Here is a 20,540-nt window from a genome sequence, read left to right on the forward strand (position 1 = left end):
AAACTCAGTAGAATATTTAGTCATAAAAAATACCTCACAATCATTAGATCTATGTCTAACAATTATGAGGCACTTCATTTGAACTTGAATCCTTTTTTGAATATCAAAATTTTTGATTACTCTTCGGATAAAGCATCTTGGACTTCTTTAGTACGACAAACTAAGACATCACAATTAGCGGTTCTAGTAACGTATTCGGTAATACTACCGATCAATAATCGTTCAACTGCATTTAAACCAGTTGCACCAACGATAATTAAATCAATATTATTCTTAGAAGGGAAGTCATGAGCGATAATTGTTTTGGGTGAGCCAAATTCGATATCGTATTTAACATTTTCAATCCCAGCCTTCTTAGCACGGTCTACGTATTCTTCTAATCGCTTCTTAGCATCGTTAGATACTTGTTCAACCATAGCAGTATCAAAGCTAGATACATTTTGGAATGATCGAGTATCGACAACATGTAAGATGTCTAAAGTTGCATGGTTACGTTTTGCAATTGCAGCAGCTTTACTGAAAGCTAAGTCCGCTTCTTTTGATCCATCGACTGAAACTTGAATATGTTGATATTGTGAAAGCATAATATAAGCACCTCTTTCTGATCTCTACTCTTATTTTACCAAAAAAATTGAACTTCGTTATTAATTTTAATTCTTTTGATTAATTAATAGACTAAAGATTAAAATTGTTAATGAACCCAAAATCAGCGTAACTAAGTTAAGATATGTATTCCCTAAAAATAGGATTAGGATCCCAATTACACTGTCTACAAGCAGGGCAATAGAAGTCCACTTAAAGATTCCTGCCAACTTAGGATTACCACCTACATCATATATCAAAAAATGACCACCGCGTCGGTGCCATAAATACCAGGCGGTTAAGACTAAAATAATGATAAAGATTGTCATTACTATTTTAATTAGCATCTATTAAACTCCCTATGAAAAAAGACGGTCAAGAAGGACCGCCTTTTTTTGATTTTCTAAAGAAACCTGAGTTAATCAAACATAGCTAATGACGCTTGTTGAACCCGCAATGTTCAAATATTTAGTTGGTATCGCAGCGAATATGGATCCTGAGCAATGTCAGTATTCCGATTCGGTAGTTATTTACCAACCACCACGTCTTCTAGTTTGATCGGTCAACTTTATACATTTGAGCTTGTCGATCAACTCAGATCACTTATTATACTAAGTAAAAATACGCTAAATGTCAAGCGATTGAAAGGGGATACATTAGCATACTAGCGCTTATCTTTAAGGCCTTCTGCTTGCATTTTTCGTAAAATCTGGTACTGCTGTTTGAGACCTTTTTCAATTTTTGAATTACCTTTTGGATCAAAGTATTGACTTCCAACAAGATTATTTGGGAGGTATTGTTGAGCAATCCAATCCCCTTGGTAATCATGTGGGTAAAGATATTCGAGACCGTGTCCAAGTTTTTCAGCACCTTTATAGTGAGCATCTTTAAGGTTGTTTGGTATTGAACCAATCTTTTTAGTTCGAACATCAGAAAGAGCAGAGTCAATTGCAGAAATTGCACTGTTGCTTTTGGGAGAAAGTGCTAATTCTATAACTGCATTTGAAAGCGGAATTCTTGCTTCGGGAAAGCCTAGGGTTTGTGCTGCCTGAATTGCAATAAAAGCATGTTGAGCAGCTGCTGGATTAGCTAGGCCAATATCTTCATAAGCAATAACGGTTAATCGCCTGCAAATTGAAATTAGGTCACCAGATTCAACTAATCTAGCTAAATAGTGAAGAGCAGCATCAGTATCAGAACCCCTAATTGACTTTTGAAAAGCAGAGATTAAATCATAATGACCATCACCATCTGAATCGAAGTTTTGACTTTTCATTTGAATTGAATCGGCCATTTCTTTTTGAGTAATAACCATTGATTCAGTATTTTTTCCAGCCTCAATTAATTCTTGCTTAGTAGATCTAACTGCCAGTTCTAGGCCGTTAAGAGTAGCTCTTAAATCCCCATTGCCTTTCTCTATTAAAAGAGTTTTAGCAGCAGGAGATAATTCAGCATGATAACTTCCTAAGCCATTCACATCGTCATTTAAGGCTCGATCGATGGCTAGACTGGCATCTTCTTCTGATGGTGGTTTTAATTCAAAAATTTGACAACGTGATCTGATAGCAGGAGAAATTGAAATATATGGATTCTCAGTGGTAGCACCAATTAAAATAATCTGACCTGATTCAAGAAGAGGCAAGAGAAAATCCTGCTTAGTTTTATCTAAACGGTGAATTTCATCTAAAAGTAAAATTACAGTTCCGCTCATTTTTCCTTCTTCAGCAACCTGTTGAAGGTCTTTTTTGCTATCAGTTGCAGCATTGAGTTTTCTGAAAGCATATTTAGTAGATCCAGCAATTGCACTTGCAATACTTGTTTTTCCAATTCCTGGAGGACCGTATAAAATCATTGAAGAAAGTAGCTTAGCTTCAACCATCCGCCGAATAATTTTTCCAGGGCCAATTAAGTGTTGCTGACCAACAACTTCATCTAAATTTTTTGGCCGCATTCGATAAGCTAATGGTTTCATCGTTTACCTCCAAAAAGTCTCTGCCAAAAGTTAGGTTTACTACCAGAACTATTTTCTAATTCCATCTTTGGCATTTCGGGAGGGTATACTTGCATAATTTCAACCCTTGGTTTGTTAATAGCATCTTTTGCAACTACTAAAATGGCAGTATCATGCAGACCGGTTTTTGCTGTTTCATTATTTACCAGAGTAAATTTGATATCTTTTTTACAACAAATTGCTTCAACTTTATCTAAGAAGGGGATATTATCCATTTTTCCGTTGATTAAAATTGTATAACCATGATAATCATCTATGTGATCCAAAAAGATCTGAGTTAATTTAGGATCTTTGACTTCAGTATTATCCATTCGAACCAAGACTCTTTCTCTAAGAGAGCCTAAAAATCTTCTACGTTCGTCTGGTTTGGTTTGTGGAGTTATACCACTAGCGGCATTTTCCACACGCTTTGTTAAATCCTCAGTCATAATTTCACCTCCTGATCGAATATTAATATTATAGCAATAAAAAAACTTTTCCCAGAAGGGAAAAGTTTTTTCTTAATATAAATCCAAGTATTAAAGTAACTTGTTGTACCATTCAACAACAAGAGCTTCGTTGATGTTAGGATCCATTTCGTCACGTTCTGGTAAACGAACAAGTGAACCTTCCATCTTGTTGTCATCAAATGTTACGTATGATGGACGACTAGTTACTGCATCAAGAGCGTCCTTAACTTGTTGTAAGTTCTTTGACTTTTCCTTCAAACCAATAACTTGGTTTACGTTAACTTCGTATGAAGGAATGTCAACACGCTTACCATCAACAGTAATGTGACCGTGGTTTACCAATTGTCTTGCTTGTTCTCTAGTAGTAGCTAAACCAAGACGGTAAACAATGTTGTCCAAACGACGTTCAAGTAAAATCATGAAGTTAGTACCATGTTCACCTTCACGGATCTTACCGGCGCGAGCAAACATAGTTCTAAATTGACGTTCGTTTAAACCGTACATCCAACGTAACTTTTGCTTTTCGTGAAGTTGTTGGCCGTATTCTGATAAACGACCACGGCTGTTAGGACCGTGTTGACCTGGAGCGTAGTTACGACGAGCAAGTTCCTTACCAGTACCTGATAAAGAAATACCTAATCTTCTTGAACGTTTCCAACTTGGACCTGTATATCTTGACATAAAAAAATCCTCCAATAAAATCTAATAATTTTTGGAGTAAAATATTACAAATAAGTTCAACATTCGTGCATCTTGATTTGATTTTCACCCGTTGCAGCGTGGGTTACTCGTTCACTTAAAAGCGTATCAAGATGTTGACGTTCTTGTCACTTATAGCTGCAAATATTTTACACGCTGATTATTATATAAGCCTCCAAAGAATAAATCAAGAAAAAGCAAGCTTTTATCCCGCTTTTTTCAATGGTTTGGTATAATTATCTTAGTTTTGGAGGATTTTTTATGTCATCAATTCAAACTTTAATTGTTATAGCAGTCATTATCGTAGTTGTGCTTATTATTGCGTTTATGCTGATTATGAATCGGAAGCAACTTCGCGAAATTGAAGCAATTGATGAAGCTATGGATAAGATTGAAAAAATGCAACTAGCTCAAGATATTAAACGACTTGATAAGATGGATCTAGCTGGTGAAAGTTTAACTACGCTTAATACTTGGCGTAAATCATACCAAGAAGCTGAAACCAGTAAAATTCCAGAGGTTCAGCACTTAGTAGAATCTGCGGCTGATCAAAATACCTCTTACCATCTTTTTAAAGCTCGTAAAAGTATCAAGCAGGCACAGGAAATAATTAAGCCTACCTTGGAAGATGCCCAAAATACTAAGGCTGTTTTTACTGATCTGCTTGAATCTAACCGTGAAAATCAGATTCAATATGATGCTTTGATCAAGTCTTATCGTGAAACTAGAAAAACTATTTTAGCGGATTCTTTTGAATATGGCGCAGCACTTGACACGATTGAAAATGATTTGGCTACTATGGAAAGTGATTTCGAAGAAGCTAAGAACTTGTCGTCACAAGGTGACCACGTTGAAGCTAAGAGAGTTTTAACCAAGATCAAGATGGATCTTACCTCTTTAAAGGATCAGCTTCCTAAAATTACTGAAGCTCATCATCAGCTTAATACTGTCTATCAAGACCAGCTTCGTGAATTATCATCAGTTTACAAAGAAATGATCTCTCAGAAGTTCTACTTCGCAGACAGTGACGTTTTAGGCAAGATTAAAGATATTCACGATGAGATTAGTGAAGCTAGGGGACTACTAGCTGATTTAAAAGTCGATGAACTTGCAAAAGAAAATGAAAAAATTTCTAAGCATATCGATGAGCTATACTCAATCTTGGAAAAGGAATACAAGGCACGTCCATTTGTTGAAAAGAATCAAAGTAAGATGCTTGCTTTAATTTCTCATCAACAAATTGCTTCCAAAAATTTAGTTGAAAAATTACATCATATCGATGAAAGTTATGAATTAACTCATGGTGAGCTTGATGAAAGTCGTAAACTTGAAAAAGAAATTAATGAAATGAGTCGTCAATATACTGTAGAAACTCAAAGAATTGCTGATGGCAAGGGAGTTTATTCAGAAATTCAAAGTTCATGGCTTGCAATGCTTGATCGTATTCGTCAAATCGATGATGAACAAAAGCGTATGTCTGAAGATGTTGATGGTCTTTATGATTCGGAAAATGTCGCTAATGATTCAATTAAGCAATTTAAGCAAGAAGTTTCATTAGTATATCGCCGTCTTCAACGTCGTAAGTTGCCGGGCGATCCAGATAGCTTTGTTCAAATGTACACTTTAGTCGTAAATGAGATTGGTCATGTTGATAAAGAACTAAACCGAGTACGCATCAATATGGAAAAGATTTCTGACGAATTGATTCAAATTTCAGATGATGTTGAAAGATTAAAGCGAGAAGCCGACGATATCATTAACTCAGCTAACTTGGTTGAGTTAACTATTCAATATTCAAATCGTTATTCCGATAAAGAATCAATTCAGCGCGCACAAGAAAAAGCTACGCAATTATTTCAATATGACTACAACTATAAGGAAGCCTTAGATACTATTGCGACAGCTATTGAAAAGGTTGAGCCAGGTTCATATCAAAGAATTGAAAACTCGTACTATTCAGAGAAAAACAAATAATTGAAGCTAATTAATAATTAGGTTACAATTAATAAGTAACTAATTAACGGTCACATATGTTGACCGTTTTTTTAAAGGGGAAATTACTTGTGATATATTTTGATAATAGTGCTACAACAAAAATCGACCCAAGCGTTTTAGCTACTTACAACAAGGTAGCAACTGACATTTGGGGGAATCCATCTAGTTTGCATAAATTAGGTGATAGAGCGCACCAACTCTTAGAATCATCACGTAAACAAATTGCTGAATTGTTGGGTAGTAAGCCACATGAGATTTTCTTCACATCAGGCGGAACCGAATCCAACAATTGGGCGATTAAGGGTACGGCTATTCAAAAAAGAGAATTTGGTAAACATATCATCACTTCAAGTGTTGAGCATGCTTCAGTAGCTAATAGCTTTACTAGTTTAGAAAACTTGGGTTATCGTGTAACCCGTCTTCCAGTTGATAAAGAGGGTAGAGTTAATGTAAATGACTTGAGAAATGCGATTGATTCAGATACTACACTTGTTTCAATTATGGGTGTAAATAACGAAATTGGAACTATCCAACCAATTGAAGAAATCAGCGATTTGCTTGAGAATTATCCAACTATTCAATTCCACGTTGATAATGTCCAGGCTTTAGGTAAGAATATTTGGGATCGCGTCTTCACTCCTCGAGTAGATTTAACCAGCCTTTCAGCTCATAAATTCCATGCTCCAAGAGGAATTGGAATTTTATACAAAAAAGAAGGTAAGATGCTTACTCCACTTCATGATGGAGGTGGTCAAGAAAAGGGTCTTCGTTCAGGTACTGAAAACTTACCCGCAATTGCTGGTATGGCAAAGGCAGTGAGATTATTACTTGAGAATGAAGCCGAAAAGGCTGATAAAGAAGCCGCTATTAAGAAGCGCATTGTTGATTACTTGCAAGATAAGCCCGGTATTAAGATCTTTTCACCAGTAAGCGATGGCTTTGCACCGCATGTACTTTGTTTTGCCTTAGAAGGAATCCGTGGAGAAACCTTAGTACACACACTTGAAGATCAAGATATTTATACATCAACTACCTCGGCCTGTGCATCTAAGACCGCTGATGAGGCAAGTACTCTTGTATCTATGAAAATTGATGATAAAATTGCTACTAGTGCAATTCGTTTGAGCTTCGATGAAAGCAACACTCTTGAAGAAGCAGACGAGTTTATTAAAGTGTTCGATAAAATTTATGATCACTTTGCTAAAATTAATCATTTAGGAGAGAATTAATGGTTCAATACACTGAAATTTTGGTTCGTTACGGCGAATTATCCACCAAGGGTAAGAACCGTAAGGACTTCATTGGTCGTTTGGCGGGCAATGTTGAGAGAGTCTTAAGAGATTTCCCTCAAGTAAAAATTCACCCACGCCACGACAGAATGCACATTGTCTTAAATGGCGCACCATTTGAAGAAGTTGATAAGCGGCTTAAGAAGGTCTTTGGTATCCAAACTTATTCACCTTCAATCAAAGTCGAGAAAAATATCGAAGCAATTGAAGAGACTTCTTTAGAATTGATGAAGGCTACTTTCAAGCCTGGTATGACCTTTAAAGTTAATACTAGACGTGGAGACCACAAATTTGAATATGATACTAACCAAATTAACAATATGGTTGGTGATTACTTGTTCAAGAATATGGATGGCCTTAAGGCAGAAATGAAGCATCCTGATATTGTTTTGCGTGTTGAAGTAAGACAAGATGCTGTTTACATTTCTAGCGAACTCCTTCATGGTATCGGAGGGATGCCAGTTGGTACTGCCGGTAAGGCAATTATGATGCTTTCAGGTGGAATCGATTCACCAGTTGCTTCATACCTTGCAATGAAGCGTGGAGTAGAAATTGAAATGGTTCACTTCTTTAGTCCTCCATACACTACTGAAAAGGCACTTGCTAAAGCCAAAGAATTAACTGGTATTTTGGCAAACTACTCTGGCAAGATTAACTTCATTGCTGTTCCTTTTGCAGAAATTCAAGAAACAATCAAGGAAAAGCTCCCAGAAGGTTACCTCATGACTGTTCAAAGAAGATTTATGCTTCGTTTGGCTGATATTATCCGTGAAAAACGTGGTGGTTTAGCTATCTTTAACGGTGAATCAGTTGGACAAGTTGCTTCTCAAACTTTGGAATCAATGGTTGCAATCAATGATGTAACAACTACACCGGTTCTTCGTCCAGTTGCAACAATGGATAAGACTGAAATCATTGCTCGTGCTGAAGAAATTGGTACTTTCGATCTTTCAATTCAACCATTTGAAGATTGTTGTACAATTTTTGCTCCACCACGTCCAAAGACTAAGCCCAAATTGGATAAGGCTCGTGAATATGAAGCTCGTCTGGATGTCGATGGACTTATTCAAAGAGCGTTAGACGGAATTGAAATTACTCCAATTCATGCTAACCAGAAGTTCTTGGCTGATAAAGCTGAAGAAGATTTAAATTTATTATAGAAACTAAAAACGTGAGTCGTTGACTCACGTTTTTTTGCACTATTTAGACTTTTTATTTAATTTCTTCCATGCTTTCTTCGAACCACGATCAAGATCCTTTTGTAATTTGAATTCGTGCCAATCATCAATGAAAAGTAAATCAAGATTATAATTTTCAGGATACAGATCTTTGGCCAATCTTCGCAATTTTACTCGCTTAGCAGGAACAGTTTGCAGTTTCTTATCAAGAAAGACCACAATCTGATTGACTTGATCGCTCGGACCATAGTAAATTGCTTCACGTTTAAGAGCGGATAAGTAGACGATGTCTCCCTTATGAAAATTGGGTTCTTTATGTTCTGAACGCTGTTTGTGTTTGAAAGAAACTTTACTCTTCTTGGTTGGCAACACTCCAGTATCGAGAATCTTATGCGCAGATTTAAGTACTTTTTGGCTCATTCCGCATCTATTTGCAATCCATAATGCATTACTATCACCGGACTTATTTAAAAGTAGGTGGTAAGTGGGTGTTAGTTCATTAGCATCAAAATCCATTGCAGCAGTGATAAAGGCCGAGTTTTTCAAAGAATAATCCTTAATCGAACTATAGTGGGTCGTAGCAATCACAAGGCAGCCGCGCATCTGGAGTTCTTGTAGTATAGCAATTGCAATTGCACTACCTTCATTTGGATCGGTTCCGCTGCCAATTTCATCAAACAGAATCATACTATATCTTTGTGCGTTTTCAACAATCTTAGCAATTTCAGTCATTTCAGCTGAAAAAGTTGAGAGTGAATTATCAATATCTTGATGATCACCGATTGAAGTGAAGACGTGATCACTCAAAGGTATGTTGCAAATTGACTTACTTGGTAAAAAGAGTCCCATTTCAGTCATTTGAACAGATAAGCCAATAGTCTTGAGCGTAATTGTCTTTCCGCCAGCATTTGGTCCAGTAATGATTAAACCACGTTCTGGATTACCTAATTCAACTGAGAGAGGCACTGGATTTTCTAGTAAGGGATGACTCATTTGTTGCAAGTTCAAAATATTCTCCTGATTAATTTCAGGTCGTAGTCCATTGATTGATAAGGAATATTTAGCCCGAGCTAAAATAATATCAAGTTCAGTAATTATTTCCATATTTTGCCTAATTGAGGTCAAATCATCAAAGACTTTGGCGGATAATATCCCTAAAATTTGTAATTCGATTGCTTCAATTTGTCCTTCAAGCGTAGTTTTTTTCTGGATTAAATTAGCAATCTTTCTTGGTTCAATATAAACAGTCTTACCATTACTTGAACTAGTGATAATTGTGCTAGGTAGCTGATTTTTGAAAGAGTTCTTGATTGGTAGAGTGTAGTGACCGTCTTTTTCAACGATCATACTATCTTGCAAATACTTGCGAATGGTCTTGGATTGTAAGTAATGATTGAGAACTAGTTTAATCTGCTCATTGATTTTTATAAGTTGCTGACGCATTCTGGCTAGATCTTTATCAGCATTTGCAGAAACTTGACCATGCTCAATTTTGTCATAAATAGATTCTTCAGTTCGATCTAAGATGATTAGATTGTCTCCATAGCTAGCAAGTGTGCATGCAATATCACGGTTCTTATCAAAAAAGCGTGCAATTAAGCGAGTAACTCTGATAAAGTCAGCCAGTTTTTCAAATTCACTTGGATTCAAAATTAGACCTTTTTCAATTTTATTTAGTAGTGGAGTGATGGAATCTGATGAGATAAAAGGTAAATGTGAGCGCCGACTTAAGATGTTAACCATTTCTTCAGTTTCGTTAAGTAAGGCGGTAACCTTACTTAAATTATTAGATAAAGGGCGCAATAAAAGAGCGTGCTTAGCTTCAGGTGATGTTGCAAATTCTGCAACAAGTTCACGAACACGGTAAAATTCAAGTTCATCTTTTTTAATATTCATTTGTATTGTTCATCCTCAAGAAAAAATAAGAGTAGTTGTTTATCTTTGAGTTTTTCTAGAGAGAACACAATAGTCTATTCTCTCTAGACTATCTAACGGTACTAGTCATAAAGCATATTTCCTTTTATTTGTTCTAATTTATTTGATATCTCAAGATTACTACGGAAAGATGTAATTGTCATTAAAAATATATAGGAGGTAACTTTGAATGGTTAAAAATTAAAGACTCTGATTATGAATTATAAGAAATCAAGTTATCATTTATTAGGTAGAGCGAAAGCCCTACTTTTTTTGATATACTAGACCTATAGAATGTGGGTGACAATATGCGAATCGATAAATATTTAGCCAATATGAATGTAGGCTCTAGAAAAGAAGTCCATCAGTTGATCAAAAAGGGTCTGGTGATGGTAAATGATGAAGTGGTTAAAACGCCAAAGCAAAAAGTAATGGAAACTGACGTGGTGACAGTTAACGGTGAAGAAGTTATTTATCAAAAATATCATTACTTCCTATTAAATAAACCAAAAGGTGTGCTTTCGGCCACAGAAGATCGTAGTCAAAAGACAGTTATTTCACTACTTAAACCTGAAGATCAATATCAAGGAATTAGTCCAGTAGGTAGACTAGATAAAGATACAACCGGTCTACTTTTATTAACAAATGACGGACAACTTAATCATGAATTACTTGCGCCAGCTAAGCACGTTGATAAGGTTTATCGAGCCAAAATTGCTGGTGTTGCTAATGATGAAACAGTTAAGGCATTTGAAAAAGGATTGACACTTGGCGATGGAACTAAACTTAAACCAGCTGTGCTGAAGATCTTAAAACAGGATGTTGCAAGTGATAGTAGCGAAATTGAGATTAGGATTCAGGAAGGAAAGTATCATCAGATTAAGCGAATGTTCGCGGCTCAAGGGATGAAGGTAGTAGAGTTAGATCGAATCTCAATGGGTAATTTGACTTTACCAGCTGATCTTAAACGAGGTGAGTATATTAAGCTTAGTTTAGATGAGGTAGAGAGTATTAAATGAGTAATATGAAGAAATTACTATCATTAATCTTTTTAACAATATTTCCATTCACTTGCGGCTTTATGAATATTGCTCACCGCGGTGACAACCAACAGGGAATATACGCTGAACACAGTTATATTTCTTACGACCGTGCAGTTTCAGCCCAAGTGGATTATTTAGAACTTGATTTGCAAGAAACAGCAGATCATCAACTTGTACTCAGTCACGATGATAATCTAAGTCGTATTTTTGGCGTCGATCGAAAAATTGAAGATTATTCCTATGATCAGTTGAAGGACTATTTAAATCAAAGTAATGAGTCGATTCATCGACTTGAAGATGTTTTCAATCGTTATCAAAATAATACGCAAGTTAAGTATATGATTGAACCAAAAGCAGGCAATAAGTTAGCTGCTAAGCAATTAATCAAACTCATTAAGAAGTACAAGCTTCAAAAGCGAGTTTTATTAGAGTCTTTTTCCAAAGAGACCTTAGCCAAGCTTAAAAATCTTGCTCCAGAAATTCCTCGAGTACAACTTGCTGGTAATTATGAAGAGCTTGCCACAAGCAAAGATTATGCAAGTAGTATTTATTCCAGTCGCATAGCTAAATATCTTGCAAGAAAGGGTGATGGCTATCTGCTTTGGGGGAGTCAATAGCAAAAAGCAGATGGAGAAGTTCTTGAATCCAGATAAAGGAGTTACGGGAATCTTAACTGATCATCCAGTAAGATTAGCTGATTTATTACACAAGCATGATATTTTTAAGCTTGATTATAATTCCTATCAATTTCCAATTGAAAAATTGGTAGCCGACGTTCAACTGAAAAATGGCAATTTCCTTGCAGCTGATAAAATGAAACTGACAGATAATCAATTGTCTTATTTCGTTAAACCTGGATTATGGATCAAGCAGGATCAATTACGCTTATCGAATTCTACGGCTCCTAGAGCAAAAACAGGCTTGATTAAACTTAATCATGAGACAGCAATTTATCCTGATTTAACTTTTAAACATCCAACTGGAAAAATTTTACGTGCTGATAGTCAGTGGAATTACTATGGTATTGCAATAATTAACGGAAAAACTGTCTATAACTTAGGCGGGGCCCAGTGGATTAAATAGAATTTTCATGCTATAATTTTTAGCAAAGCAAGAATCAAGAGGGGTCGACTTCACAACAGAGAAAGGTCCAAGTCGCTGAAAGGCCGGAAGATGACTAGTAGCTTGATTAGCTGATTAATTGAAAATAAAAAGTAGATTAGTCCGGCTTTAGCACCGTTATCGCGTTAAGAGAAGTGTATTTGAATACACTTAACGTAGGTGGTACCGCGGTTAATCTAATCGTCCTAGACTTTTTGTCTAGGATTTTTTTATTGGAGGAAATTATTTAAATGACAGATTTAGCACCTAAATACAACCCTAATGAGGTTGAAAAAGGCAGATATCAAACTTGGCTTGATGAAAATTTATTCAAGCCTTCTGGTGACAAAAAAGCCCACCCATATGCAATTGTTATTCCACCACCAAATGTAACTGGTAAGTTACACCTTGGTCACGCTTGGGATACTGCTATTCAAGATACTTTGATCAGATTCAAGAGAATGCAAGGTTACGACACTTTATACCTTCCAGGTATGGACCATGCCGGAATTGCTACTCAGGCTAAGGTTGAAGCACGTCTTCGTGAAGAAGGTAAGGATCGTCATGAGCTCGGTCGTGACAAGTTCCTTGAACAAGTTTGGGATTGGAAAGATGAATACGCAAACATTATCAAGGGCCAATGGGCTAAGATGGGACTTTCTCTTGATTACTCACGTGAAAGATTTACTTTAGATGATGGCCTTTCAAAGGCTGTTAAGAAGGTCTTCGTTCAGCTATACAACGAAGGATTAATTTACCGCGGCGAATACATCATCAACTGGGATCCAAAACTTGAAACTGCACTTTCAGATATTGAAGTGGTTCACAAAGATGATAAGGGTGCTTTCTACCACATTAAGTATCCATTCGCAGATGGTTCAGGTTTTGTAGAAATTGCTACTACTCGTCCTGAAACCATGTTTGGTGATACTGCTGTTGCAGTTGCTCCTGGAGACGAAAGATATAAGGATTTAGTTGGTAAAGAATTAATCTTGCCACTTGTAGGTCGTCATATTCCAATTATCGAAGATCAACACGTAGATCCTGAGTTTGGTACTGGTCTTGTTAAGATCACTCCAGCTCACGACCCTAACGACTTTGCTGTAGGTAACCGCCACAACCTTGAAAGAATCAACGTGATGAATGATGACGGTACTATGAATGAAGAAGCTGGCAAATATGCTGGGATGGATCGTTTTGAAGCGCGTGATGCCTTAGTTAAGGATCTTGAAAAAGAAGGCTACTTAATCAAAATTGAACCAATCGTTCACTCAGTTGGTCACTCAGAACGTTCAGGCGTTCAAGTTGAACCACGTCTTTCAAAGCAATGGTTCGTTAAGATGAAGCCACTTGCTGACAAAGTTCTTGAAAATCAAGAAACTGCTGACAAGGTAAACTTCGTTCCTGAAAGATTCGAAGGTACTTTAAAACAATGGATGGAAAATGTTCACGACTGGGTAATTTCACGTCAATTATGGTGGGGACACAGAATTCCAGCTTGGTATAATAAGAAGACTGGTGAAACCTACGTAGGCGTTGATGCACCTAAGGATATTGAAAATTGGAAACAAGATCCAGATGTACTTGATACTTGGTTCTCAAGTGCCTTATGGCCATTTTCAACTTTAGGTTGGCCTGATGAAGATGCAGAAGACTTTAAGCGTTACTTCCCAACCAATGCTTTGGTTACTGGGTATGATATCATTTTCTTCTGGGTTTCAAGAATGATTTTCCAAAGTTTACACTTTACTGGTAAACGTCCATTTAACGATGTTGTTCTTCATGGTCTTATGCGTGATGAACAAGGACGTAAGATGAGTAAGTCACTCGGTAATGGTGTTGACCCAATGGATGTTGTTGATAAATACGGTGCTGACGCCCTTCGTTGGTTCCTTCTTAATGGTACTGCTCCAGGTCAAGATACTCGTTACGATCCTAAGAAGTTATCAGCTGCTTGGAACTTCATTAACAAGATTTGGAACGCAAGCCGTTTCGTAATTATGAACTTGCCAGAAGATGCTAAGCCAGCTCATATGCCAGATACTGCTAACTTCGACTTAGCAGATAGCTGGATCTTTGATCGTTTGAATCATGTAGTAACTGAAGTTAACCGTCTATTTGACGAATACAAATTCGGTGAAGCTGGTCGTGAACTTTACAACTTTATCTGGAATGACTTCTGTGATTGGTACATTGAAATTTCTAAGGTTGCTTTAAATGGTGACGATGAAGCTTTGAAGTCAAGAAAACAAGATAACCTTATTTGGATTCTTGATCAAATCTTACGTCTTCTTCACCCAATCATGCCATTCGTAACTGAAAAGTTATGGCTTTCAATGCCTCATGATGGTAAATCAATTATGACCGCTTCATACCCAGTTGCTCATAAGGAATTTGAAAACAAACAAGCTGACGATGAAATGGCCTTCTTAATTGAAATGATCAAGGCTGTACGTAACATTCGTATGGAGGTTAACGCACCAATGTCATCAGAAATTGACATTATGGTTCAACTTGACGATGCCGCAAATGAACATATTTTACGTGACAACGCAGAATATGTTGAAAGCTTCTTGCACCCTAAGAACTTAGAAGTTGCTACTGAAATTTCAGCTCCTAAGCTTGCTAAGACTGCCGTAATCCCAGGCGCTCAAATTTTCGTTCCACTTACTGAACTTGTTAATGTTGATGACGAATTAGCTAAGATGGAAAAAGAAGAAGAGCGTTTAGTAAGCGAAGTAGAACGTGCTCAAAAGAAACTTGCTAATAAGGGATTTGTTGACCATGCTCCAGAGGCAGTTGTTAACAAGGAAAAGGAAAAGATGGCAGACTATGAAAGCCAATTAGCTGGTGTTCGTGAAAGAATTCAAGAATTGAAGGAAAGCAAATAAAGTGATTTTTACTGATGCTAAAAGCGTGATTCAGCATTTATATGCCCTACCAATTTTGCATCCTAAGAATGACCTTTCCTATATTCGAAAAGTTCTAGCTAAATTAGGTGATCCTCAAAATGACGTGAAAACAATTCATGTTACTGGAACTAACGGTAAAGGGTCAACCAGCTATTACTTAAGCAATCTATTAAAAAAGGCCGGTCAAAAGACTGGCCTTTTTGTCTCACCGTACATTAGAGCTTTTAATGAGCGGATTCAGATAAATGGAGAATTCATTCCGGATGAGAATTTGGTCAAACTAGCTAATCAAGTTGAAAAGGTAATTGATGAACTTCGAAAATCTGATCCTGATTTTTCTTTAGTAACCTTTGAATATGAAGTAGCACTAGCTTTTTTATATTTTTCAAAAGAAAAGTGTGATTATACTGTCATTGAAGTTGGAATTGGCGGCAAACATGATAAGACTAATGTTATTTATCCTGAACTCAGCATTATTACAACTATTGGCCTTGATCATGAAAAAATTATTGGTCCAACAATTGAAGATATAGCTAAAGAAAAAAGTGGTGTCATCAAGGCGAATAGTCCAGTTGTTTTAGGAAATATTTCTGATAACGTTCTTTCAATTCTTGAAGCTAAAGCCAAAAAAGAAAATTCTTCTGTTTATTTATTACAGCGAGATTTTAAGATTAAGAATTCTTGTAAGTTGGAATACAGCTTTCAAAATAGGAAACTGGAATTCAATCATCGACCTGAAGTCGAAGAATATGATATTGCGATTGCGACAACTGCGTTTCTATTGTTAGATTTGCCTTTATCCAGTAAAGATCTTGAAGCTGCAATTAATGCAACTGTCATTCCAGGCCGTTATCAATTGATTGAACAGCATCCTGACATTATTCTTGATGGAGCGCATAATATTCAAGCGATGAACAATTTGCTTAATTTTGTCAGGAAGAGTTATGCCAATGTCACTCGTATTAAGGTTCTGATTGCAATGATGAAGGATAAGGATTTAGAAAAAGTATTTTCACTATTTAAGAATGAAGAAGTAACTTTAACTAGTATTCCTTATCCACGTGCGGCCAAGCTTGATGATTTTCCAAAAGATGTTCAAACAAGGTATCCTTATGTAAAAGACTACCAGAAGGCATTTAGATTGCTTCAGGATGATTTAAAGGATGATGAAGTCTTACTTGTTACAGGGTCATTTTACTTAGTTAGTGGGATTCTAAATATGGAGGATAAAGATGAAAGTTAACGGAATAGTTGACGATATCAAGGGCGTAATTTTTGATATGGACGGATTATTGGTTAATTCAGAAAAGCTATATTGGGAAGCTAATATTCAAGCGACCAAAGAAGCTAAATTGGGTCTTCCAGATGATTCTTATCTCAAACTTGCAGGTGCAACTGTTAAGGAAATGCAAGAGTTTTACCACCGCTATTTTAAAACTGAAAAGCAGCGAGATGATTTTATTAAGCGAACTGACGATTTGGTTTGGGAATGGACAGATCAAGGAAAGCTTAAACTTCAACCGGGCGTTCAAGAAGCTTTAGATAAATTTCAGGATTTAGGTCTTCACATGGCGATTGCTTCAAGTAATTATAAAGATGTGGTAGATCATGTCTTGTGGGTGACTGGAATTAGAAATTATTTTGATTTTGAATTAACTTATTTAGATGTTCAAAAGGGTCACATTCAGGCAAAACCTGCTCCTGATATTTATCTTGCTGCGGCCGAAAGAATTCATATTCCAAAAGAGAATTTATTAGTTTTTGAAGATTCTTCAACTGGTGTTCAAGCGGCAAGTAGTGCAGGTCTAAAAGTAGTGATGATCCCTGATTTATTGCCACCTTCAGAGTTTGATAAGAATAACGCTACAATGATTTGTAAAAACTTTTTTGAATTTCTTAAGGAAATTTAGAGATTTTTTGCGTACCTTATAATGAGAGGGGAATTTTAAATGAAATTTTTTAAAAGAAATCATTATAGAGTAAAAACAGACGTAGAATTGTTAGCACACCTTTTTAATCAACTAGAGGATAGTGGAATTGAAAGTTTGGCTGAATTAAGAGAAAGGTTAGCTGAACTTGAAATTACTTCTTTTGCCGATTTATTAACTTATACTTCTGGTCCAGACTGTGATGAAGAAGTTGCATTGACGATGGAAGAAATTATTGATCGACTAAGAATTTCTGAACAAAAAAGGGATGAAATATTAACTTCTAGTAATGAAGTTGGAAGATATTTGGCTAACAAAATGTTTGGTCTTAAGCAAGAAGAATTTTGGGCATTTTATTTTGATAATGGCAATCGAATCATTGCGGAAAAAAGAATTTCTGTCGGTACTTTAGACAGATCAATGGCTCATCCTCGTGATATTTTTAGATGGGCGGTAGTTTTTAACAGTTCAGCGATTATTGTTGCTCATAATCATCCGAGTGGCCGACTTACTCCATCAAGTGGTGATCTTCGAATGACTGAGAATTTAAAACAGGCGGCCAAATTGATGAAAATAGATCTGTTAGATCATTTTGTTATCGGAAAAGGACAATATTTAAGCATGAGAGAGACCGAAATGTTTTAAATTATTAAAAATTTTTAGGAAATTTCTCCGAAAATCCGTTTTGCCTAAAGTTTATGCTATAATTATTCAAGATTTAGACCGCAATATTAAGGAGAGATTTTCGTGTTTGGATTAGGTTCAAAGAATATTGGTATTGACTTAGGTACAGCTAATACCCTTGTATATATGGAAGGTAAGGGAATTGTTTTAACAGAACCTTCTGTAGTTGCTAAGAACACACAAACTGGCGAAGTTATCGCTGTGGGTTCAGAAGCAAAAGAAATGATTGGTAGAACTCCTGGTTCTATCCGTGCAATCCGTCCAATGAAAGACGGTGTTATTGCTGACTACGATACTACTGCAGCAATGCTTAAGTACTTTATGGAAAAGACTGTTGGTAATTCTAAGCCATCAGTTATGATCTGTGTTCCTTCAGGTGTTACTGAAGTTGAAAAGCGCGCAGTCATCGATGCAGCTCGTGTTGCAGGTGCTCGTGAAGCTTTTGTTATTGAAGAACCATTTGCTGCCGCAATTGGTGCAGGTCTTCCAGTTATGGAACCTACTGGTTCTATGGTTGTTGATATCGGTGGTGGTACTACTGATGTTGCCACTATTTCATTAGGTGGTATTGTTTCATCAACTTCAATTCGTCAAGCTGGTGATAAGTTCAACAACAGCATTATTAACTACGTTCACTCTAAGTTCAATTTACTTATTGGTGAAAGAACAGCTGAAGATGTTAAGATTCAAATCGGTTCAGCATCTGTTGAAAGATCTAAGGAAATTGAATCAATGAGCATTCGTGGTCGTGATTTAGTTACTGGATTACCAAAATCAATTGATATTGAAGCTGAAGATGTTGCAAAGGCGATTCAAGATGTTGTTCAAGATATTATTGTTGCTATTAAGGAAACTTTGGAACAAACTTCCCCAGAAATTGCTGCCGATGTAATTGATCATGGTATTGTTTTAACTGGTGGTGGCGCTCTTCTTAAGAATCTTCCAGATGTTATTTCTGAAGCAACTAAGGTTCCTGTATTTATTGCTCAAGATCCACTTGAATGTGTAGCAATTGGTACTGGTGAATCCCTTAAGAACATTGAAGTAATGCGTAGAAGTCATAAATAATCAATAAAACCGGTCGAGGCCGGTTTTTCTATAGGATAAATTCCGTATGAAAAAATTTTTACAAAACAAAAAATTATTAACGTCATTTATAGTCGTATTTGTCGTTTTAATCGTTTTAGGCGGAAGCGTGAGCTTACGTAATCGAAGAAATACGCCATTATTAATTCAAAGCTTGGGAAATGATATTGTAGCCGTTGGATCCAGAATTGTTGGAGGCCCAGTTAGTTTGATTTCTGGAGGTCTTAATAATGTTAATGATCTTTTAAATGTTCAAACTGAGAATAACCATTTGAAGAGTCAAGTTACTAATCTTGGTCAAACCAAGGCCGAAAATCAGGCTTTAGAAAGTGAAAATAAGCAGTTAAAAGAAGCTTTAAAAATAAAGGATACTTTAACTGGCTATACTCCAATTAATGCATCTGTGATCTCAAGATCATCAGATACTTGGTCAGATTTATTAGTAATTAATAAAGGATCATCTGCTGGTGTTCAAAAGAATCAAGCTGTAATGTGTAATGGTGGAGTTATTGGTAGAATTATTGAGGTTAACGCCGCTTCTTCCAAAGTTGAATTAATTACTACAACTGATAAATCGGCTAACCGATTTGCTGTTGAAGCTAAGACGAGCAATGGTAAGACAGTTCATGGTATTATCACTGTTAACTCAGATAATGGTTTAGCATTTACTCAAGTTGTCGATAGCCGTAAACTTAAAAAGGGTACCAAAATCTATACCAGTGGTATGGGAGGCAATTCTCCTAAAGGCCTATTAGTTGGTACAGTTGCTGCTACTACTCGTGATTCATTTGGTTTATCTGATTTGATTAAGATTAATCCTTCAGGGGATGTGAATGATCCTTCAGTTGTAACCGTAATTAAGAGAGAGGTGGCAAATAATTAATGCGCATTTTAAGGAAATGGGCGTTAGCCATCGCTTTATTTGTTGCACTACTATTTGATGGAGTGTTAGCACAATATTTGCACCAATTCTTAACGATTGGACGATATGGTGCATCACTTACACTTCTGCCAATCGGAATTATGTTAATTGCCTTGTTTGATGATACTAATTCCAACGAAATTTGGTTGGCCCTTGGTGCGGGAATAGTAGCCGATATTGCAACTTTAGGTATTGTCGGTGTTTACACGGTATTCTTTCCGCTTGCATCCTGGGCTTGTCAAAAAGTAGCTCGCTTCTTACCCGAAATTTTTTGGTCTCGCTTAATTGTGGTAATCATTGGTTTGACCATTTTGGATATATATAGTTGGTTAATTTTGACGATGGTGGGAATTATTTCTGTTCCAGTTAAAATAATGCTGATTAGTTTATTAGTAAATGCAGGTTGGTCAATCATTTTCTTCGTTGCCACGTATTGGATTTGGGGCAACTTAGCGGAAAGATATCCATTCTTGATCGATTTAAACGCTTATAGATAAAGAAAAGAGACTTTAGAAATTTCTAAAGTCTCTTTTTTCATCCGATTTAAAACTGACCAGATGACATCATTGAATTGATTACTGGAATTAAGATACCGAATAAAGTAACTAAGGCCATAAGTAAAGCCATAATAATAGTTAACTTTTGAAAGCCGGATTTCTTTTTTCTTTTACGAGCCATGAATAATTCCTCCTATTAAAATATTTTATGCTTATTAATGGTTTTTTTCAACGTGAGAAAAGGTTAGAA

20 protein-coding genes are annotated in these 20,540 nt (G+C 36.3%); 13 read left to right on the forward strand and 7 right to left on the reverse strand.

All coding sequences use genetic code 11. The annotated features are described in order from the left end of the window. Positions 1-116: 116 nt before the first annotated feature. The 5 genes from NFR82_RS05495 to rpsD form a co-directional block, all read right to left on the reverse strand. Positions 117-584 carry a universal stress protein gene (locus NFR82_RS05495; RefSeq protein ID WP_251717290.1) on the reverse strand — a complete coding sequence of 156 codons (468 nt, stop codon included), beginning with the start codon at positions 582-584 and terminating at the stop codon, positions 117-119. Between the two features lie 66 nt (positions 585-650). Continuing rightward, positions 651-929, reverse strand: coding sequence for a hypothetical protein (locus NFR82_RS05500; RefSeq protein WP_251717291.1), 279 nt, complete (start codon positions 927-929; stop codon positions 651-653). Between the two features lie 317 nt (positions 930-1,246). Then, positions 1,247-2,554 (reverse strand): replication-associated recombination protein A, encoded by a 1,308-nt coding sequence (locus NFR82_RS05505; RefSeq protein ID WP_251717292.1) that lies wholly within the window; start codon positions 2,552-2,554, stop codon positions 1,247-1,249. Beyond that, on the reverse strand, positions 2,551-3,021 hold the full coding sequence (locus NFR82_RS05510) for a YueI family protein (RefSeq protein ID WP_251717293.1): 471 nt from the start codon (positions 3,019-3,021) through the stop codon (positions 2,551-2,553). Before NFR82_RS05510 ends, NFR82_RS05505 begins: the two co-directional genes overlap by 4 nt. A gap of 90 nt (positions 3,022-3,111) precedes the next feature. Continuing rightward, complete coding sequence (gene rpsD / locus NFR82_RS05515) at positions 3,112-3,723, reverse strand: 30S ribosomal protein S4 (RefSeq protein ID WP_251717294.1); 612 nt, start codon at positions 3,721-3,723, stop codon at positions 3,112-3,114. 279 nt (positions 3,724-4,002) lie between these two features. Here rpsD and ezrA point away from each other — a divergent pair, with 279 nt between their 5' ends. The 3 genes from ezrA to thiI all read left to right on the forward strand — a co-directional run bounded on the left by ezrA (position 4,003) and on the right by thiI (position 8,185). After that, on the forward strand, positions 4,003-5,715 hold the full coding sequence (gene ezrA, locus NFR82_RS05520) for a septation ring formation regulator EzrA (RefSeq protein ID WP_251717295.1): 1,713 nt from the start codon (positions 4,003-4,005) through the stop codon (positions 5,713-5,715). Positions 5,716-5,804: 89 nt separating this feature from the next. After that, positions 5,805-6,965: a cysteine desulfurase family protein gene (locus NFR82_RS05525; protein ID WP_251717296.1), complete on the forward strand. Its 1,161-nt coding sequence runs from the start codon at positions 5,805-5,807 to the stop codon at positions 6,963-6,965. Further along, a complete protein-coding gene (thiI, locus tag NFR82_RS05530; RefSeq protein ID WP_251717297.1) occupies positions 6,965-8,185 on the forward strand; it encodes a tRNA uracil 4-sulfurtransferase ThiI in 1,221 nt (406 codons plus the stop codon). Before NFR82_RS05525 ends, thiI begins: the two co-directional genes overlap by 1 nt. Positions 8,186-8,224: 39 nt before the next feature. On the opposite strand, the gene NFR82_RS05535 is transcribed toward thiI, so the two are convergent. Next, a complete protein-coding gene (locus NFR82_RS05535) occupies positions 8,225-10,099 on the reverse strand; it encodes an endonuclease MutS2 (RefSeq protein ID WP_251717298.1) in 1,875 nt (624 codons plus the stop codon). Between the two features lie 326 nt (positions 10,100-10,425). Between NFR82_RS05535 and NFR82_RS05540 the strand changes: the two genes are divergently transcribed. The 10 genes from NFR82_RS05540 to mreD all read left to right on the forward strand — a co-directional run bounded on the left by NFR82_RS05540 (position 10,426) and on the right by mreD (position 20,290). Further along, on the forward strand, positions 10,426-11,136 hold the full coding sequence (locus tag NFR82_RS05540) for a pseudouridine synthase (RefSeq protein ID WP_251717299.1): 711 nt from the start codon (positions 10,426-10,428) through the stop codon (positions 11,134-11,136). Next, a complete protein-coding gene (locus NFR82_RS05545; RefSeq protein ID WP_251717300.1) occupies positions 11,133-11,777 on the forward strand; it encodes a glycerophosphodiester phosphodiesterase in 645 nt (214 codons plus the stop codon). Before NFR82_RS05540 ends, NFR82_RS05545 begins: the two co-directional genes overlap by 4 nt. 22 nt (positions 11,778-11,799) lie before the next feature. After that, entirely contained in the window at positions 11,800-12,243 is a 444-nt protein-coding gene (locus NFR82_RS05550) for an SLAP domain-containing protein (protein WP_251717301.1), read from the forward strand. Positions 12,244-12,512: 269 nt separating this feature from the next. After that, positions 12,513-15,152 (forward strand): valine--tRNA ligase, encoded by a 2,640-nt coding sequence (locus tag NFR82_RS05555; RefSeq protein ID WP_251717302.1) that lies wholly within the window; start codon positions 12,513-12,515, stop codon positions 15,150-15,152. A gap of 1 nt (position 15,153) precedes the next feature. Further along, on the forward strand, positions 15,154-16,416 hold the full coding sequence (locus NFR82_RS05560) for a bifunctional folylpolyglutamate synthase/dihydrofolate synthase (RefSeq protein ID WP_251717303.1): 1,263 nt from the start codon (positions 15,154-15,156) through the stop codon (positions 16,414-16,416). Then, entirely contained in the window at positions 16,406-17,083 is a 678-nt protein-coding gene (locus NFR82_RS05565; protein ID WP_251717304.1) for an HAD family hydrolase, read from the forward strand. Before NFR82_RS05560 ends, NFR82_RS05565 begins: the two co-directional genes overlap by 11 nt. A 39-nt stretch (positions 17,084-17,122) precedes the next feature. After that, a complete protein-coding gene (locus NFR82_RS05570) occupies positions 17,123-17,746 on the forward strand; it encodes a JAB domain-containing protein (RefSeq protein WP_251717305.1) in 624 nt (207 codons plus the stop codon). 102 nt (positions 17,747-17,848) lie between these two features. Beyond that, positions 17,849-18,853, forward strand: coding sequence for a rod shape-determining protein (locus tag NFR82_RS05575; RefSeq protein WP_251717306.1), 1,005 nt, complete (start codon positions 17,849-17,851; stop codon positions 18,851-18,853). 46 nt (positions 18,854-18,899) lie between these two features. Beyond that, positions 18,900-19,754 carry a rod shape-determining protein MreC gene (mreC, locus tag NFR82_RS05580; RefSeq protein WP_251717307.1) on the forward strand — a complete coding sequence of 285 codons (855 nt, stop codon included), beginning with the start codon at positions 18,900-18,902 and terminating at the stop codon, positions 19,752-19,754. Further along, the gene (gene mreD / locus NFR82_RS05585; RefSeq protein ID WP_251717308.1) at positions 19,754-20,290 is read left to right on the forward strand and encodes a rod shape-determining protein MreD; all 537 of its coding nucleotides are present in this window, start codon (positions 19,754-19,756) and stop codon (positions 20,288-20,290) included. Before mreC ends, mreD begins: the two co-directional genes overlap by 1 nt. Before the next feature lie 46 nt (positions 20,291-20,336). Here the strand turns inward: mreD and NFR82_RS05590 are convergent, their stop codons facing one another. After that, positions 20,337-20,471, reverse strand: a complete 135-nt coding sequence (locus tag NFR82_RS05590; protein ID WP_251717309.1) for a DUF4044 domain-containing protein — start codon at positions 20,469-20,471, stop codon at positions 20,337-20,339. Positions 20,472-20,540: the final 69 nt, after the last annotated feature.

It is taken from the genome of Lactobacillus agrestimuris (genome assembly GCF_943193025.1).
Classification (GTDB): Bacteria; Bacillota; Bacilli; order Lactobacillales; family Lactobacillaceae; genus Lactobacillus; species Lactobacillus agrestimuris.

What these genes read in the sequence shown, in the direction of transcription:
- NFR82_RS05495 (WP_251717290.1), bottom strand. Translation starts at nt 584, where the DNA reads ATGCTTTCACAATATCAACATATTCAAGTTTCAGTCGATGGATCAAAA.
- NFR82_RS05500 (WP_251717291.1), bottom strand. Translation starts at nt 929, where the DNA reads ATGCTAATTAAAATAGTAATGACAATCTTTATCATTATTTTAGTCTTA.
- NFR82_RS05505 (WP_251717292.1), bottom strand. Translation starts at nt 2,554, where the DNA reads ATGAAACCATTAGCTTATCGAATGCGGCCAAAAAATTTAGATGAAGTT.
- NFR82_RS05510 (WP_251717293.1), bottom strand. Translation starts at nt 3,021, where the DNA reads ATGACTGAGGATTTAACAAAGCGTGTGGAAAATGCCGCTAGTGGTATA.
- rpsD (WP_251717294.1), bottom strand. Translation starts at nt 3,723, where the DNA reads ATGTCAAGATATACAGGTCCAAGTTGGAAACGTTCAAGAAGATTAGGT.
- ezrA (WP_251717295.1), top strand. Translation starts at nt 4,003, where the DNA reads ATGTCATCAATTCAAACTTTAATTGTTATAGCAGTCATTATCGTAGTT.
- thiI (WP_251717297.1), top strand. Translation starts at nt 6,965, where the DNA reads ATGGTTCAATACACTGAAATTTTGGTTCGTTACGGCGAATTATCCACC.
- NFR82_RS05535 (WP_251717298.1), bottom strand. Translation starts at nt 10,099, where the DNA reads ATGAATATTAAAAAAGATGAACTTGAATTTTACCGTGTTCGTGAACTT.
- NFR82_RS05540 (WP_251717299.1), top strand. Translation starts at nt 10,426, where the DNA reads ATGCGAATCGATAAATATTTAGCCAATATGAATGTAGGCTCTAGAAAA.
- NFR82_RS05545 (WP_251717300.1), top strand. Translation starts at nt 11,133, where the DNA reads ATGAGTAATATGAAGAAATTACTATCATTAATCTTTTTAACAATATTT.
- NFR82_RS05555 (WP_251717302.1), top strand. Translation starts at nt 12,513, where the DNA reads ATGACAGATTTAGCACCTAAATACAACCCTAATGAGGTTGAAAAAGGC.
- NFR82_RS05565 (WP_251717304.1), top strand. Translation starts at nt 16,406, where the DNA reads ATGAAAGTTAACGGAATAGTTGACGATATCAAGGGCGTAATTTTTGAT.
- NFR82_RS05570 (WP_251717305.1), top strand. Translation starts at nt 17,123, where the DNA reads ATGAAATTTTTTAAAAGAAATCATTATAGAGTAAAAACAGACGTAGAA.
- mreC (WP_251717307.1), top strand. Translation starts at nt 18,900, where the DNA reads ATGAAAAAATTTTTACAAAACAAAAAATTATTAACGTCATTTATAGTC.
- mreD (WP_251717308.1), top strand. Translation starts at nt 19,754, where the DNA reads ATGCGCATTTTAAGGAAATGGGCGTTAGCCATCGCTTTATTTGTTGCA.
- NFR82_RS05590 (WP_251717309.1), bottom strand. Translation starts at nt 20,471, where the DNA reads ATGGCTCGTAAAAGAAAAAAGAAATCCGGCTTTCAAAAGTTAACTATT.